The organism is Parasulfitobacter algicola, assembly GCF_013315265.1.
Classification (GTDB): domain Bacteria; phylum Pseudomonadota; class Alphaproteobacteria; order Rhodobacterales; family Rhodobacteraceae; genus Parasulfitobacter; species Parasulfitobacter algicola.
In genome coordinates, this window is record NZ_JABUFE010000003.1 from 77,376 (window position 1) to 93,677 (window position 16,302).

Genomic DNA, 16,302 nt, shown 5'->3' on the forward strand with positions numbered 1-16,302 from the left:
GTGATATGCCATTTTGATTAGTCTTCGAGGTTGCAGATTGCGTTTAGTTGTATCAAGCCGTGACCGTAAATTTCGTCTTGACCTTCGTCCCCCAGATCCAATGCGCTGAATGTAATTTTTTCCCTGATTTCTTGTGGTGTGAGTTCGGGGTTTTGTGCTTTCAGAACGGCGGCAGCTGCGCTGACGAAAGGCGCTGCGAAAGACGTTCCGGTTTTGGGGCGCGCGCCGCGGATTGAGGCGGCTGTCCAAACCTCGACCCCGGGTGCAGCCATGGCAATATGTGCACCACGTCCGGCCCGGCGATAGATGTTGCTGTTGCGGTCTACGGCGGTCACAGCGATGACCTGATCATAGGCACCGGGATAGGCGGGTTCGGCGCGTGGGCCGCCATTTCCAGCAGCCGCAACAATGACGATACCGGCATCGGTCAGCTTTTGAACCATTTCTTCCAGCAGATCATTCGGTGGACCGGCAAGGCTCATGTTGATCACAGATACACCTTCGTCTGCCAAACGCTCCATCGCGTCGATTAGCATGAAGACATCACTGCGTTCGTCTTGGCCTGCGCGGTAAAAAGCATCGACAGCAATCAAATTGGCACCGGGCAAAATGCCTGGGGATCGGCTTTCGGGATTGCCGATCAGCAGCGCAGCGACAGCTGTGCCATGCTGGGCGCTGGATGGCGTGAGATTTTCAGGCGTTTCCGATATCAATTCCAGGTTTTGACCAATAAAGGTTTCATGATCGGGATTAATCGAAGTGTCGATCACACCAATTGTGGCGTTTGCCCCGCAGATACTGCGGCTTTGGGCGGGCGTATTCAGGGCAATCATCGTCAACTGATTGCAATGAAAGCCATCGCATTTCCAGTTATCCTGTTCGGTACGGTAAAAGTGATTGAAGTCAGCAACGGCAGTATTGTTCAGCGTGCGAACTTGTGCGCGGGCGGTTTCAAGCGTTGTGTTTGCAGGAACCTGAAGGCGGACAGATCGACCATTCACGACATCGATGTTACGGCTTTCGATGATGGTGTAGCCTTGCAAAGATAATGCCGTCAGATCTTCGGCCTGAAGACCAAGGGCCACAATTTCGTTACGGGCCTGCTTTGGGGCAGGGGCGGCATTGCGGACCTGACGATTTCTTAGACGTTGACGTGTTGGCGCCGGACGAGTGGCTGCGTCGTTGTCATCATTGGATGTGCCGCGCTGGTTTCTGATATTGCGATCATTTCTACTGTTGCCTTCGACATCGTCGTCGTCTTCCTGATCATCATCATCATCATCATCATCATCATCATCATCATCATCATCGTCGTCATCGTCGCCATCGTCATCATCATCATCATCATCGTCGCCATCGTCATCGTCGTCACCCCCGCCATCGTCACTGTCGTCATCGTCACTATCATCGTCAGCATACGCTGTTTGTACAAATGCAAGATCAGGTCGTATGGTCTGCAACAGCAAACCGCTGATCAGCAGAACGGCCAGTGCAAGGCAGATGTGACGAAGAAAACGAGGCATTTGATGCTCCAACAACACGAAACTATAGCTTAGAGGAATAAGAGGGGGGGTGGTCAAGTCTAGAGTTTTAATGAAGTTTTAATGTTGACTTATCCCCGGAATATTGGATTGAGCGATAGTATGTCAGATAGCTTTGCCGATGATATCATTGCCTTTTTGCCGAACCTGCGTCGGTTTGCCTTGTCGCTGTGTCGTCAAGCGGATCTGGCTGATGATCTGGTGCAGATTACGGTTGAACGTGCGTTTCGGGGGCGTGATCAGTTTGATCCGGCAACGCGGTTGGACGCGTGGCTGTTCCGGATTTTGCGAAATGCCTGGATCGATATGGTGCGTCGTAAAAAGACCCAAGGGATCGAGATTGATATTGATGACGCTGCTGATGCGCGCGTGGTAGACGGGACGCAGACGGTCGAGACATCGCTGATGTTGCAGTCTGCGAAACAGGCCATGGCGGAATTGCCTGATGATCAGCGCGAAGTGATGATGCTGATCTGCGTCGAAGAGATGAGCTATAAAGAAGCGGCGCAGATTTTGGATGCGCCGATTGGAACAGTGATGAGCCGACTGTCCCGCGCCCGGATTACAATTGCGAAAAAGCTTGGAATAAACGCGGCGCCCGCGCGTTCATCTGATAGTGAACAGGAGTAACTGATATGGCCGATGCCATGTTTACCGACGAAGAATTGATGGCCTATGCCGATAAAGAGTTGCCTGACGACCGCGCGGCGTTGATTGATATGGCCTTGCTTGAGGATGCCGCACTGTCTGACAGGCTGGCTGTGTTCACGGGCAGCAAAGAGGCTGTGGCTGAAGCCTATGGCGGTGATCTAGGCGATGGCGTACCTAATTATCTAGTCGCACATGTTCGCAAAGTGCAGGCGGAACATGCAGGTGCCGGTGACGAACCCAGCAATGTTCAAAAGATGCCTGTGGATGTACCGCAGCCCGCAAATGCGGATCGCAGGCCGCTTTGGCAGTTGCCTGCCGCCGCCGCTGTTGCATTGGCGGTTGGGCTGGGTGCTGGCATGATGATCATGCAACCAATAGAGCAGGCGCAACAGAATGGTTTGCAGGTTGCTGCGTTTGATGATCCTGAAATTATGGATGCTTTGGGTCGCATGGCGTCGGGTACTGATATCACTTTTGAAAGCGGTAACCGTTTTTCGGTCATTTCCACGTTTCAGGATGGCGATGGATCGCTGTGTCGCGAGTTTGAGTATGATCAAGCATCAGGTAAAACGGTGGTGTCTGTTGTTTGCCACGAAGGTGGGGTCTGGGATGTACAGTTTGCAGTTACTGCGACTGCCGCAGATGACAGCGGATATGCGCCCGCGTCATCTTTGGAAACGCTGGATGCCTATTTAAGTTCAACTGGGGCGCAGCTGCCAATGTCACCCGAGGCAGAAGCCGCAGCCTTGGCGGCAATCAGGTAGTTTGACCAAATTGAGCGCTTGCGCGCGCGTCTTCTGGCACTGCGTGCAGTGGGTGCCCCGCGGCGGTCAGCGTTCTTTTATATAAGGTTCACCGCCTGCTTTGGGTGGGGTCGCTTTACCCACAAACCCGGCCAAAATAACAACTGTCAGGACATAGGGCAGGGATTGCATCAGTTGTCCCGGAATGACCACGGATCCTGCCAAGCCATTTGTTGTCCAGATCAGGATGGCGATGGCGGCTGAGATGGTGCCAAGTGTGCCTAAAACGAACATATCCAACCTGGATTTGCGAGCGGCAAAGAACAAAAGGGCCGCGATCAGGATCAGCAGTGCGATAGCAAGCCACGCGTAAAGGCTGATGTTCTGAAACCGGTTGTCGATGGCGAAGAAGAACCCGAACAAAAGACAAGCTCCAAGGGCGTACCAGGGTCTCCATTTTGCGAAGATCAGCGCGGCCAGGGCGATATAGCCGCGATTTGCGGTCATGTTATCGGTAAAACCGGCTTGGATTGAGGTTGACAGATACGTGCCTGCGATCCCACACAGAACGCCGCAGATCATCACGGCGGCATAGCGCAGCCAGATGACAGAAATGCCGGCAGTATCCACAGCGGCCGGGTTTTCGCCCACGGCACGCAGGCGCAGGCCGAAACGGGTGCGGTACAGCACCCACCATGTCACCGGCACCATTAAAAATGCGATATAAACCAGGATTGAATGACCCGAGATGAGTTCTTTGTAAATCGGGCCCAGGATCGGGATAACGGACAGAGTTTCGGCGAATGGCAGCGTCAGTGAAGTAAAACGCGCATCCCCGATCAATGTGGGCGTACGGCCTGCCTGACTGAACCAGCCCTGGGCAATCAAGACTGTCAGACCAAGCGCCAGCATGTTCAACGCCACGCCCGAAATCAGTTGGTTACCGCGAAATGTGATCGAGGCAAGCCCGTGGATCAGGGAAAAGACCAGCGATGCACCGATACCAGCGGCCAGGCCGATCCAGGCCGAACCTGTGACAAATGCGATGGCGGCTGACATAAACGCTGCGGCCAGCATTTTGCCTTCGAGCCCGATATCGAAAATGCCCGCACGTTCTGAAAAAAGCCCCGCAAGACAGGCCAGCAGCAAAGGTGTTGCAAGCCGCAGTGTGGAATCCAGAATTTGTAGAATGGTGATGAAGATATCCATGGGCTACTCGGCTGGCTTGGGGGCTTTGGGGGTGGCCTCGGGTTTTCTGAACATCAAGAACATGGATTTCAGCGGTGCGCGCACCATATCGTCCAGCGCGCCGGTAAACAGGATCACAAGGGCCTGAATGACAACGATCAGATCGCTGGGGATCGATGTTTCAAGCGATAATTCGGCCCCGCCCTGATACAGGAACCCAAATAGGATTGCGGCCAGAAAGACGCCGATGGGATGGGACCGGCCCATCAGGGCCACGGCAATGCCGATGAAACCCGCCCCTTCGACAGCGTTTTGAACCAGCCGTTCCGCTTCGCCCATAACATTGTTGATGGCCATCATGCCTGCCAGACCGCCAGATATCAGCATCGTGACCATAATGATTTTTTCAGGTGAAATACCTGCGTATTTGGCGGCTGATTCAGATTGGCCAAATGCACGGATCTGATAGCCAAGGCGCGTATGCCAGATCAGAACCCAGATCACGATACAAGCCAGAATGGCGATGAAGAAACTTATATTTGCCGGCGCCGCGCGGGAAAACGGGATGCCGACGACCGACAGAACGTCGTGCAGGCTGGGCAGATTGGTGGCGTCAGGAAACCGGGCAGTGGCGGGGTTCATTGAGGTGGGCGGGCGTAGAATATCAACCAAAAGATAGTTTAGGATAGATGCGCCGATAAAATTGAACATGATCGTAGTGATCACCACATGCACGCCTAACCGGGCCTGCAGATAGCCGGGGATCATTGCCCAGAATGCTCCGAAAATTGCAGCCCCCAATATGGCTGCGGGCAAGGCCATCGTCCAATGAGGAAAGGGAATATAAAGGCAGATCAGCGCCACACCAAGACCACCAAGGGCCGCCTGGCCTTCGCCGCCGATATTGAACAGACGCGCCTGAAACGCGACGGCAACGGCCAGCCCTGTAAAGATGAAATTCGTGGCGTAATACAGCGTGTAGCCCCAGCCATAAGTTGACCCAAGCGCACCTGAAATCATGATCTGTAATGCACGGATCGGATTTTCACCGATGGCTAGAATGACCAGGCCAGACAGGAAAAACGCCAATATCAGACTGATCAGAGGGATCAAAATAACTTCGGCCCATTTTGGCATTGCATCCATCAGGCGGCCTGTCCTTTCATGCCCGCCATCAGAAGGCCAAGTTCCTGTTCATTGGTCTGATCGGGCAGACGTTCACCCATGATTTGGCCGTCGAACATGACGATGATCCGGTCGCTGAGCGACAGGATTTCTTCCAGCTCGACGCTGACAAGAACGATGGCTTTGCCTTGATCGCGCAAGGCGACGATTTGTTGGTGGATAAATTCAATCGCGCCGATATCTACGCCGCGGGTTGGCTGGCCGATCAGCAAAAGATCCGGGTTGCGCTCAATCTCGCGCGCCAGAACAATTTTCTGCTGATTTCCACCAGAAAAGCTTTTGGCAGGCTGCCAGCAATTGGGGGGTCGCACATCAAAACGCTGCATTTTCTCTTCGGTATCGCGTCGCAAGGCGTCGTTGTCCATCAACAAGCCTTTGCTGTATTTCGGATCATTATGATAGCCGAATGCGGTATTTTCCCAGGCCGTGAAATCCATGATCAGGCCTTCGCGCTGGCGGTCTTCGGGAACGTGGGCGATGCCCCTGGCGCGGCGCGACTGGCCATCGGAAAAGCGACCCGTCAGGTCGATATCCTGCCCGTTGACACGCACGGTGCCGGTTGCGGACTGATAGCCGCCCAGAACTTCCAGAAGTTCAGATTGCCCGTTTCCCGAAACACCTGCAATGCCCAGAATTTCGCCAGCCTGCACATTGAATGACACGCCTTTGAGCCGTTCGACTTTTTTTTCGTCAATGACACGCAGGTTTTCAACTTCAAGCACTTTTGCACCGGGCTGGGCAGGGCGTTTTTCCACCCGCAGCAAGACTTTGCGGCCCACCATCAGTTCCGCCAGTTGTTCGGGGCTGGTTTCGGACGTTTTGACGGTGGCGGTCATTTCGCCGCGTCGCATGACGCTGACGGTGTCGGTGATATCCATGATTTCGCGCAGTTTATGGGTGATCAGGATGATGGTTTTGCCTTCGTCTTTCAGGCCGTTCAGGATGCGAAACAGGTGGTCGGCCTCGGACGGTGTCAGCACGCCGGTGGGTTCGTCCAAAATCAGGATATCAGCATGACGATACAGCGCTTTCAGAATTTCAACACGCTGCTGCATGCCCACGCCGATATCTTCGATCAAGGCATCAGGATCAACGTTCAGTTCATATTCTTTAGACAATTCACCTAGCAATTTACGGGCCTTGGCCAGCGATGGCCGCAATAGTCCGCCATCTTCTGCCCCAAGGATCACGTTTTCAAGAACGCTGAAATTTTCGACCAATTTGAAATGTTGGAAGACCATGCCGATGCCTGCGGCGATGGCGGCCTGGCTATCGGGGATCGTGGTGGGTTTGCGGTTGATGATAATCTCGCCGGCGTCCGCTTTGTAAAATCCATAAAGAATCGACATCAGGGTCGATTTGCCAGCGCCATTTTCACCGATAATGCCATGAATGGTGCCGGGCATAACACGCAGGGTGATATCCTTGTTAGCCTGCACAGGCCCAAAGGATTTCGAAATACCGCGCAGTTCAATTGAAGGAACGGCCCCGTCAGGCCGCCCCTTTGTTTCCGGATTTGCCATCGGTGCTTAGTTCACCGGGCAAGAGTTATCGGACATATAGTCGTGTACGGTGATTTCGCCGGATACGATCTTGGCTTTGGCTTCTTCCACGGCTGCTGTCATGTCAGCTGTGACCAAGGTTGCGTTGTTGTCATCAACGGCATAACCGACGCCATCGTTGTTCAAACCCATGACTTGAAAGCCTTTTTCCAAGCCGGGACCTTCGGTAAAGGCGGCATAGACAGCGTTATCCACACGCTTGACCATGGATGTCAGAACCTTGCCTGGGTGCAGGTGGTTTTGGTTGCTGTCCACACCGATCGACAGGATGTTTTCGTCCGCGGCGGTTTGCAGAACGCCAACGCCTGTACCACCAGCGGCAGCATAGACCACGTCAGCGCCTTGGGAAATTTGTGCCTTTGTCAGTTCGGATCCTTTAACCGGGTCGTTCCATGCGGCAGGGGTTGTACCGGTCATGTTCTGGATCACTTTTGCATCTGGATTTGCCGCTTTGACGCCTTGGACATAGCCACAGGCAAACTTACGGATCAGCGGAATGTCCATGCCACCAATAAATCCAACAGTGCCGGATTCAGATGCTTTGGCCGCCATCATGCCAACCAGATACGATCCTTCGTGTTCGTTGAACACGACCGAACGGACATTGGGTTTGTCGACCACCATGTCGATCAGCACGAATGACGTGTCAGGGTAATCATCAGCCACTTCGGTCAGCGCGTCGGCAAAGGCGAAACCTGTCATTACGATGGGGTTTGAACCGCCTTCGGCAAACCGGCGCAAAGCCTGTTCGCGTTGGGCTTCGGATTGCAATTCGATTTCGCGGAATGTGTTACCGGTTTCTTCGGCCCAACGGGTGGCGCCCCCAAAGGCGGCTTCGTTAAAGGACTTATCGAATTTACCGCCAAGGTCGAAGATGATTGCAGGTTCGGCCAGCATGGCACCTGTGCTAAGCGCCAATGTCGCTGCCGCACCAAGCATTTTTTTCATCAGACTCATGAAACTCTCCCAGTTTTTTTGTTGTTCAGGATGTGCGGGGTATACCGCATTTCCCTTGTCTTGAGCAGACCCCTTAGACAAGATCTTGTGCAAATTAGGCCGCAGTGAGCCAGAAGGGTCAACCGCTTTTTCGGTTTGAATGACCCTTAGGTTGTGTAAATGGCTATCTGTTAGGCAAAAGCGCCGCTACGTCAACGTCTTGGTAAGGATCAAGGCGTCGATCCGGGCGCCATCGGGTGTGCGATAATAGTTCGGACGCCGACCAGATTCGCTGTATCCATGACGGGCGTAAAGCGTACGTGCCGCAGTGTTCGGAGCGGCAACTTCCAGATATACCCGGGTACAGCCATGCATTTGGCTGTGGGTATGCAGTTGCGACAGCAGATCTGCGGCTAACCCGCCACGCCGATGATGCGGGTGTGTGACCAATGTCAGGATTTCGGCTTCATCCGCGATGATGCGGGCCAGAACGATCGACTTTTGATCACCGAACAGAATGGTTCCCGGCAAATTCAGCAAAGATTGAAATTCCTGCGCGGTCCACGGACGGGGTGTGTCAAATCCGAGCGCATGCAGATCGGCAAGCTGATCCGGCGTCATGGCAGGATGATGGGCGCAGATGTCTTGGGCGGGGCTGCATCTGCTGCGCGAACATAAAGTGGTTTGGGGCGATCAAAACTTTCGCCATTTTGCCACCTGCTGTTCGCGATCCACGCGATGGTTTCGGCAACTGGCGGCATGTCACATTCGTCAAAGCTGGCCTGAAATTGTGCAGCGATGTCCTTGGCCTGATGTCCGACGACGTGCATATCAGGCAGTTGCAGATCTTTAGGGGCGTTAGCAGGGTCAATCTGTATGGGAATGCCATCTTCAGAGCTTTTTACAAAGGCGGTATCGCGCGGGCCTGGCAGCGAAACCAGCGTGCCTTTTTTGCTTTTCATATACCCCATCACCTGAAAGTTCGTGACCCCGATTGCCGGAATGCCAAGACCAAGCACCAATCCGCGTGCTGCAGAGACCGAAATGCGAATGCCGGTGAAATTACCAGGGCCGACTCCGACCGCGATGGCATCAAGGGTTTGCCAACTTTGCCCTGCGTCGGTCAGCATGGTTTCAAGCATCGGCATCAGATGTTCGGCTTGTCCTTTAGACATTGGATCTGTGCGGGTGGTTTGAATGGCCCCTTTTGCTAGTAAAGCTGCCGCGCAATATGGGTTGGATGTATCAAATGCCAAAATGATCGGATCTTGGTTTATGCGTTTCGTCATTTTTCTTTGTGGCTGTTCGCTAAAGCTGTGCGGGCGCTGGCATCTGCTTTTGGCATGTCATCATGAATATTCAGCCATGACAGCTTTTCACCCCAATGGCTGTGCAATTGCGGTGGCAGGTCAGGTGCCTGATCCAAAAGGCCAAGCGGCACATAGATCTGACCGGGCAAATAATCAAAGCACGCGGCCAACGGTGATCCACAATTCACGCAAAACCAGCGTTTGGTGGTTGCGGTGTGATGTGTTGGCACGCCAAGTGCGGGGGCAAAACTGATGTCATCCAGCGCAAAGGCTGTGAAAGCTGCGACGGGCGCGCCACTGACGCGCCGACAGTCAGAACAATGACAGTATGAGATAGCATGCGGTGGCACGTTGGCCGTCAGGCTGCTTGCCCCGCAATAACATCGCCCTGTGATAGGCAAATCACCCGCATAATTGCCTTTAGACGGCAACCGGGCGCACCTCGACCACCTCGGGGATGTAATGACGCAGCAGGTTTTCGATACCCATTTTCAGCGTCAATGTGGATGACGGGCAGCCCGCGCAGGCCCCTTGCATGTGCAGATAAACGATCCCGCGATCAAAGCCGTGGAATGTGATATCGCCGCCATCTTGCGCCACGGCCGGGCGCACACGGGTATCCAGCAATTCCTTGATCTGACCAACGATTTCGCCGTCTTCGCCAGTGTGTTCAGCATGGCCCGAGGATTGCGGTTGATCCCCTTCGATGATGGGTTGACCAGATTGGTAATGTTCCATGATCGCACCCAGAAGGGCGGGCTTGATATGATCCCAATCTATGGCATCGGCCTTGGTCACGGTTATAAAGTCATTGCCGAAAAACACACCCGTGACGCCATCAACGGCGAAAAGGCGTGTGGCCAAGGGGGATTTGCCCGCAGTATCAGCGGATGGAAAATCTGCCGTGCCGGTTTCAAGCACGGACTGACCGGGCAGAAATTTCAGCGTGGCTGGGTTGGGTGTGGATTCAGTTTGAATGAACATGGGCGATACTCCTGCTTGGATATGGATATGCGCCCGAGCGGCGAAAGTGTCAAGGTTTAGAACAGTTCTAAATCGATCAAAGGTGCGCTTATCAGTCCTTGGGGCCTTCTTCGCGTTGTCTGTCCCTCAGGTAATCGCCTCAAGCCGTTCCTTGGACAGGTCCCCGGGTACGATTGTGATGGGCACTGGTAATGTACCTGAGCTGCGGGTTAGCTGAGTGACCAATGGTCCAGGCCCTTTGTTGGCATCACTTGCACCCAGAACCAGAACGCCGACTTCATTATCTTCTTTGATCTGCGCTACAATTTCGGGGATGGTTTCGCCTTCGCGGATCACCAGTTCTGGGTCAACGCCCTGACGGTCCCGCATCCATTTTGCGAAAACCTCAAAATGGGCATGAATGCGTTCGCGGGCCTCTTCGCGCATGATGTCACCGACACCGATCCAATGATTGAATTCCTCGGGCTGGATGATCGACAGAATTTTCACGCCGCCGCCGGTCTTGGCCGCACGCATCGCCGCAAACCGCATGGCGTTCAGACACTCGCGGCTGTCATCCAGAATGACCAGAAATTTGCGCATCATCGTCTCCCTTTAACCGATGTGATCATGACGCAGGCAGAGGCGGCTGGCAACAGATGTTAAATGGGTCGCAGCATTCTGCGAATGATACCCGCTGCAAAGACCAGGACTTGCGTGACCAATGCGGCCAGCAAAGCATAGGTTGCCATAAGCAAATCGCTAAGCCTGTGAATTGCGCGAAAGGTGCGGGCTTTGCCAAGTGCATAAAAAGTGGCGCGGGTGGCAGGCCCTTGTGCACGGGCAACACGGGCCAGACTTGCGGCATCTTCGGCACTGTCGACATGGCGCATCAGTCCAAGTGTGTCGCCCAGTGAAGTATGTTTGCGCACTTCGCCCAGATTTCCGGCCAGCCGTTGCAAGCGTACAAGCTGGGCAGCATCAACGACGTCGTCCAGCCCTTTGGTCCCGATAGTATAGGCTGGAACCGCAGACCAATTCACGTCAATATCAGCCGTTTTGCGCAAGACACGCGTAAACGCAGGCGTGACAGAACCAATGCGCCGCCCCAGTCGCAACAGCGATGCACCGGCTTTCACAGTCAGACTGCTGCCACCTGAATGCAATGTCGCTGCCGTGGCGCCCAGCCCGACAATTGCAAGACCTGCATCCAGCATATCGACCGGTTGGCCCATAATCACGTTTGTTTTAGCACGGTTCAGGGCGTTCAGATCGCCAAGTGGCGTTAGTTCGAACGGAACTGCGCAGGCAGCGATCTGGCTTAGCCGTTTACACTGCTGAATATCCACGGCACAGATCGCGCAATCGGCAATTTGCGCAGTCATGGTGTTGGCGTCGTCGATTACTTTTTGTGCCGCGGCGCGCTGATCTGCGGGAATGATAACATCATGCATATCGGCCAGTTGAAACAGCATTTCTATGTCGTCGATATTGCCGGACACCGTCGCCTGATCCAGTCGTGGTGCGATCCAATCAACTGTCACAGTGCGTTTCAGTGTAAGGGTCAGCGCGCGTTTGGCGTCTTCGGTCGTGCGGGCCACAATTGGATTGGCAAACGGGTTTTGTGACAGAGCATAAAAATTGGCCCCGCTTGTCGCAAAAATTCCGACGGTCAATGTGCGGTAAAGCCAAAGGCGCATATCAGGCGTCCGATAGGGCCCAGTCCCAATACAGTTCCCGCGCCCGCCGTGCCACCGGGCCGATCTGATACTGGGTGTCGTCAAAGGCGGTAACGGGCGTGACCTTGGTCATATTGCCGGACAGAAATACTTCATCCGCGTTGTGAAAATCATCAAAGGTCAGAACTTTTTCCGTGATTTTGTGGCCGTCTGCTGCCAGGTTTTTCATGTGCCGCGCACGCGTGATACCCGCCAGAAACGTGCCGTTGGGAACGGGTGTCAGCACTTCGCCATCCTTGACCATAAACACGTTCGCTGTGGCGGTTTCTGCTACATTGCCCATCGCATCAGCGGCCAGTGCGTTGCCGAAGCCTTTTGCGCGCGCTTCAGCCAGCATGCGGGCGTTGTTGGGATAAAGGCACCCGGCTTTGGCATTCACAACGCTGTCTTCCAGAACGGGTCTGCGAAAACGCGTGGTGGTCAGCGTGGTCGCGGTTAACTGCGGGGCCATTGGGATTTCTTCCAGACAAATGGCAAAGCCTGTGGCGCCGGGTTTCGGCACCACACCAAGATCGCCACCATCCAGCGCCCAATACATTGGACGGATATAGATGGCTTTGTCTTTTGGGATGTCGTTCAGGGCGTCCCATATAATCGCAACCATGTCGGCGGCTTTCACGGTGGGCGTGATCATCAAAGCTTCGGCTGACCGGTTGACCCGTTCACAGTGGGCCAAAAGATCAGGCGCTACGCCATCAAAATAGCGCGCGCCGTCAAACACCGAACTACCCAGCCACATCGCATGATCCGCCGCCCGCATCACAGGGATATCCCCTTTGTGCCACTGGCCGTTGAAATAGGTCATGATGTTTATGCCGGTCGCCATGCTATACCTCTTGGTATTTTGCAGAAACGGTAGAAGGGTCAGGCGAAAACGTCCAGATTTAATGCGGCGGGTGGTATGAAGGGTAGATTTGTTGCTTATATGTCTGTGACCATTTGCTGAACAGAGGAGGCATATAGCAAAATGCACGGTAAAACGGTTGTTTGCATTGGCGGTTCTGGCGGTATGGGACGGGGTGTTGCAATTGCAGCCCTGGAAGTGGGTGCTGATGTTATTGTCACGTCACGCTCAAAGTCAAAAGCCGACGAAGCAGCCCGTCAGATTGGGTGCCGCGGTGAAGCGATTGATATTTACAACAGCGAAAGTGTTTCGGATTTTTTCACCCGCGTTGGTCCCTTTTCGCATTTGATGATCACGGCTGGGGCTATAGGTCGATCCAGTTTTAGCGAAACCCCGCCTGATGAAGCTGACCGCTTTATGCAGGGTAAGTTATGGGGCACACATCGTTGTCTGTGGCATGCAAAAGATCAGATGGAAAAAGATGGATCCATTACATTGATAACGGGTGGATATTCCCAGGTTATCGACGATAAGGCGGGGCATGTACACGCTGCCTTCAAGGCCGTTGAGGCCATGGCGCAGGTCGCTGCCGTTTCGCTTGCTCCGATCAGATGCAATGTGATCCGCCCCGGCTTCATAGATTCTGATCTTTGGGGAGATATGAACGATGAAGATCGTGATATGCTTCGAAAGACGGAAAGCGAAAAAACGACAATTGGCCGTATCGTTGAGCCGGTTGAATTTGGTCGCTTTGCCGTTGCATTGATGCAGACAAATGTTGTGACGGGCGCAATTATCCCGGTCGATGGCGGTCGTCATTTGAAAGTTGCAAGTTAGGCTTTGGGCCAAAACTCAGTCTAACGCACCATCCCTACAATCTTATACGTCTTTTCCAAAATCGGGGCGGCAATAGCGTGGGCGCGGGTGGCGCCGTGGGCCAGGATGCGGTCGATCTCGGCGGGATCTTGCATCAAGCGGTCCATCTCGTTGGCGATAGGGGCCAGTTTTGCCACGGCCAGATCGGCCAAGGCGGGCTTGAAATCACCAAACTGCTTGCCTGCGAATTGTGTTACGACGGCTTGCGGTGTTGCTTCGGATAGGGCGGCATAGATATTGACCAGATTACGCGCCTCGGGGCGATCGGCCAAACCATCCAGATGATCGGGCAGGGGATCAGGGTCGGTTTTGGCCTTGCGGATTTTCTTGGCGATCGTGTCGGCATCGTCGGTCATGTTGATCCGGCTCATATCCGATGGATCGGATTTCGACATCTTTTTCGACCCATCACGCAGACTCATCACGCGGGTTGCGACGCCTTCGATCACGGGTTCAGTGATAGGAAAGAAATCCACACCGAAGTCGTTGTTGAACTTGGCGGCAATGTCGCGCGTCAGCTCAAGGTGTTGTTTTTGATCTTCGCCCACGGGCACATGGGTCGTGTGATACAGCAGAATATCAGCGGCCATCAACGTGGGATAGCTGAATAACCCCACACTGGCTTTTTCGCGATCTTTACCTGCCTTGTCCTTGAATTGTGTCATGCGGTTCATCCAGCCCATCCGCGCCACACAGTTGAAAATCCAGCCCAATTGCGCGTGTTCGGCCACTTGTGACTGATTGAACAGAATGGATTTTTCAGGATCAAGACCTGACGCGATATAGCCTGCTGCCAGTTCGCGTGTAGCACGCTGCAGGTCGGCAGGCTCCTGCCAAACGGTGATTGCGTGCAGATCTACGATACAGTAAATCGTTTCGATCCCACTGTTCTGCATCTCGACAAAACGTTTTACGGCCCCCAGATAGTTACCCAGCTGCAAATGGTTGGTCGGCTGGATGCCTGAAAAGACGCGTGGGGTGAATTTGGTCTCTGACATGGGGCCGCTCCGGCTGGATTTCTTAGCGTTGCTGGCTTAACGATGCACCACGCCCGCGTCAAGGAAGCCCTTTATGAATAGACCGTCGAACATCAGCCCCGTGAACCCGCTGCCACCCGTTGTGATCGCACTTGTGCTGATCATGATATTGAACGAAGCGATCTTTAGCTTGGGATCAACGGGTATGCTGCCGTTTGCTGGCGCAGAAGGCTGGCGTATTCAAGCCATTCAGGATTATGGCTTTTATGGTCAGATCATCGATGATTTTCTGGCACGTGGCACCATGGATCTTGACCGTTTGATCCGGTTTTTCACTTATCCCTTTATCCATTATTCTTTTACCAGCGCGATTTTTGGCTGCGTTTTTGTTGTGGCCTTGGGCAAATATGTCGGCGAAATCTTTCACCCCGTATCTGTTTTGATCATCTTCATAGGTTCTGCTTTGGGTGGGGCGATTGTTTATGGGCTTGTTTTGAATGCGCCACGCCCTTTGGCCGGTGCGTTTCCTAGTGCTTATGGGCTGATCGGGGCGTTCACATATATTCTGTGGCTGAAATTGGAACGGTTGGGTCAAAACCAGTTGGCCGCTTTTCGACTGATCGGATTTTTGATGTTTGCGCAACTGTTGTTTGGGCTATTGTACGGCGGTCACGTGCGCTGGGTTTCGGATGTGGCAGGGTTTGCGACGGGCTTTTTGCTGTCCTTCATCGTCAAGCCCGGTGGTCTGGCTGAACTGCGCGCCCGGATCAGACGGAATTGAGTTCGCATGGGCAGGCAAACCAATCGGTCAACTGGGAAAAAGCCAACCGAATAATGTTTGATTTATTCCCGCAACACCAATTCGACGCGACGGTTTAAGGCGCGGCCCGCTTCTTCTGAATTATTGGCAACTGGCGAAACTGGCCCCACACCCAACCCGGTCAGACGCCCGGTTTCTATGCCGCGTTCCTGCAAGGCCATCACAACACTTTTGGCGCGGGCTTCGGAGAGGGACATATTCATATCATACCCCCCAACCCAATCCGTGTGGCCCACAATAAAGAATTGCTGCTCTGGGTTGGCGGCCAAATAGGCCGCTGCTGTATCCAGTGTTTCATTGGATTCACTGGTTAAATCGGCGGTGCCGGTGTCAAAGTAAATGCCTTCCAAGACGACTGTTCCTGTTTCAACCAGCTTGGCGGACACATCTTCAATACTTCCAATCCCGATTTTATCAACCTCTAACGTTCCGCCGGTCACGATTGTCTGAAATATGCGGCGACTGTTGCTTGTGTTTGCAGACATCACCAGCATGATGTGCGCCTGTTGTCCGTTCTGTTCAGCCTTGGCGGTGATAATTCCAAAGTCGTTAAAGAAATCGATCCGCGATCCGCCAAACAACCCGTTATTATTAACGCTTTTGTTATAAAAATCGTTTCCTTTGGCGCCGCATTCATCCTCTCCAAAACAGGTAAAGATAATATCTGCATTCAGATCCTGCATGGCTTTTTGGTAATTGGCATAAAGCTGAAAGCCCGAAATCGAGCCGTCTTTGCTTCTGTATTCGATATTCGTGACCTGCCCGTCGACGGTCATCATTTCATAAGTTCCATCAATCATAGCAGAGCTGATCATTTGCGCCCGGTCGAATTCGCGGGATTTATAGTCATCAATGTAAAATCCGGGATAGCGCGATAAAAGAGGATGATCTGATGATCCTGTTTTATCTGTTTCAGCGGTTGCAGGTGCAGCCACGCTGAATGATATTAGGTAAATGCACGCAATTA

The 16,302-nt window shown here is 53.5% G+C and carries 18 protein-coding genes; 4 read left to right on the top strand and 14 right to left on the bottom strand.

Translation table 11 applies throughout. From position 1 onward, the window contains the following. Positions 1-17: 17 nt before the first annotated feature. Positions 18-1,523 (bottom strand): S8 family serine peptidase, encoded by a 1,506-nt coding sequence (locus HRQ87_RS06470; protein WP_217430401.1) that lies wholly within the window; start codon positions 1,521-1,523, stop codon positions 18-20. A gap of 108 nt (positions 1,524-1,631) precedes the next feature. Between HRQ87_RS06470 and HRQ87_RS06475 the strand changes: the two genes are divergently transcribed. Both HRQ87_RS06475 and HRQ87_RS06480 read left to right on the top strand, forming a co-directional pair. Then, the gene (locus HRQ87_RS06475; RefSeq protein ID WP_343035155.1) at positions 1,632-2,171 is read left to right on the top strand and encodes an RNA polymerase sigma factor; all 540 of its coding nucleotides are present in this window, start codon (positions 1,632-1,634) and stop codon (positions 2,169-2,171) included. Between the two features lie 5 nt (positions 2,172-2,176). Then, positions 2,177-2,956 (top strand): anti-sigma factor, encoded by a 780-nt coding sequence (locus HRQ87_RS06480; RefSeq protein WP_174136494.1) that lies wholly within the window; start codon positions 2,177-2,179, stop codon positions 2,954-2,956. A gap of 66 nt (positions 2,957-3,022) precedes the next feature. On the opposite strand, the gene HRQ87_RS06485 is transcribed toward HRQ87_RS06480, so the two are convergent. The 11 genes from HRQ87_RS06485 to HRQ87_RS06535 all read right to left on the bottom strand — a co-directional run bounded on the left by HRQ87_RS06485 (position 3,023) and on the right by HRQ87_RS06535 (position 12,644). Then, on the bottom strand, positions 3,023-4,144 hold the full coding sequence (locus HRQ87_RS06485) for an ABC transporter permease (RefSeq protein WP_174136496.1): 1,122 nt from the start codon (positions 4,142-4,144) through the stop codon (positions 3,023-3,025). Positions 4,145-4,147: 3 nt separating this feature from the next. After that, complete coding sequence (locus HRQ87_RS06490) at positions 4,148-5,269, bottom strand: ABC transporter permease (protein ID WP_174136498.1); 1,122 nt, start codon at positions 5,267-5,269, stop codon at positions 4,148-4,150. Beyond that, positions 5,269-6,831: an ABC transporter ATP-binding protein gene (locus tag HRQ87_RS06495; RefSeq protein ID WP_174136500.1), complete on the bottom strand. Its 1,563-nt coding sequence runs from the start codon at positions 6,829-6,831 to the stop codon at positions 5,269-5,271. Before HRQ87_RS06495 ends, HRQ87_RS06490 begins: the two co-directional genes overlap by 1 nt. Positions 6,832-6,837: 6 nt before the next feature. Then, positions 6,838-7,827 (bottom strand): BMP family lipoprotein, encoded by a 990-nt coding sequence (locus HRQ87_RS06500; RefSeq protein ID WP_174136502.1) that lies wholly within the window; start codon positions 7,825-7,827, stop codon positions 6,838-6,840. A gap of 186 nt (positions 7,828-8,013) precedes the next feature. Continuing rightward, positions 8,014-8,427, bottom strand: a complete 414-nt coding sequence (locus tag HRQ87_RS06505; RefSeq protein WP_174136504.1) for a GNAT family N-acetyltransferase — start codon at positions 8,425-8,427, stop codon at positions 8,014-8,016. Continuing rightward, positions 8,424-9,095 carry a tRNA (adenosine(37)-N6)-threonylcarbamoyltransferase complex dimerization subunit type 1 TsaB gene (gene tsaB / locus HRQ87_RS06510; RefSeq protein WP_174136506.1) on the bottom strand — a complete coding sequence of 224 codons (672 nt, stop codon included), beginning with the start codon at positions 9,093-9,095 and terminating at the stop codon, positions 8,424-8,426. The genes HRQ87_RS06505 and tsaB overlap by 4 nt, the downstream gene beginning before the upstream one ends. Then, positions 9,092-9,547 carry a GFA family protein gene (locus HRQ87_RS06515; RefSeq protein ID WP_217430402.1) on the bottom strand — a complete coding sequence of 152 codons (456 nt, stop codon included), beginning with the start codon at positions 9,545-9,547 and terminating at the stop codon, positions 9,092-9,094. Before HRQ87_RS06515 ends, tsaB begins: the two co-directional genes overlap by 4 nt. Then, positions 9,537-10,100 carry a NifU family protein gene (locus HRQ87_RS06520; protein WP_174136508.1) on the bottom strand — a complete coding sequence of 188 codons (564 nt, stop codon included), beginning with the start codon at positions 10,098-10,100 and terminating at the stop codon, positions 9,537-9,539. The genes HRQ87_RS06515 and HRQ87_RS06520 overlap by 11 nt, the downstream gene beginning before the upstream one ends. A gap of 126 nt (positions 10,101-10,226) precedes the next feature. Further along, entirely contained in the window at positions 10,227-10,682 is a 456-nt protein-coding gene (locus tag HRQ87_RS06525) for a universal stress protein (RefSeq protein ID WP_174136510.1), read from the bottom strand. Between the two features lie 59 nt (positions 10,683-10,741). Further along, positions 10,742-11,779: a hypothetical protein gene (locus HRQ87_RS06530; protein ID WP_174136512.1), complete on the bottom strand. Its 1,038-nt coding sequence runs from the start codon at positions 11,777-11,779 to the stop codon at positions 10,742-10,744. 1 nt (position 11,780) lies between these two features. Next, positions 11,781-12,644, bottom strand: coding sequence for a branched-chain amino acid aminotransferase (locus tag HRQ87_RS06535; RefSeq protein WP_174136514.1), 864 nt, complete (start codon positions 12,642-12,644; stop codon positions 11,781-11,783). 141 nt (positions 12,645-12,785) lie between these two features. Here HRQ87_RS06535 and HRQ87_RS06540 point away from each other — a divergent pair, with 141 nt between their 5' ends. After that, the gene (locus HRQ87_RS06540) at positions 12,786-13,499 is read left to right on the top strand and encodes an SDR family oxidoreductase (protein WP_174136516.1); all 714 of its coding nucleotides are present in this window, start codon (positions 12,786-12,788) and stop codon (positions 13,497-13,499) included. A gap of 20 nt (positions 13,500-13,519) precedes the next feature. Here HRQ87_RS06540 and trpS read toward each other — a convergent pair whose 3' ends face one another. Next, positions 13,520-14,536, bottom strand: a complete 1,017-nt coding sequence (gene trpS / locus HRQ87_RS06545) for a tryptophan--tRNA ligase (protein ID WP_174136518.1) — start codon at positions 14,534-14,536, stop codon at positions 13,520-13,522. Between the two features lie 73 nt (positions 14,537-14,609). Here trpS and HRQ87_RS06550 point away from each other — a divergent pair, with 73 nt between their 5' ends. Beyond that, positions 14,610-15,296: a rhomboid family intramembrane serine protease gene (locus tag HRQ87_RS06550; RefSeq protein WP_174136520.1), complete on the top strand. Its 687-nt coding sequence runs from the start codon at positions 14,610-14,612 to the stop codon at positions 15,294-15,296. A 62-nt stretch (positions 15,297-15,358) separates the two neighbouring features. Here the strand turns inward: HRQ87_RS06550 and HRQ87_RS20560 are convergent, their stop codons facing one another. After that, the gene (locus HRQ87_RS20560; protein ID WP_174136522.1) at positions 15,359-16,270 is read right to left on the bottom strand and encodes an OmpA family protein; all 912 of its coding nucleotides are present in this window, start codon (positions 16,268-16,270) and stop codon (positions 15,359-15,361) included. Positions 16,271-16,302: the final 32 nt, after the last annotated feature.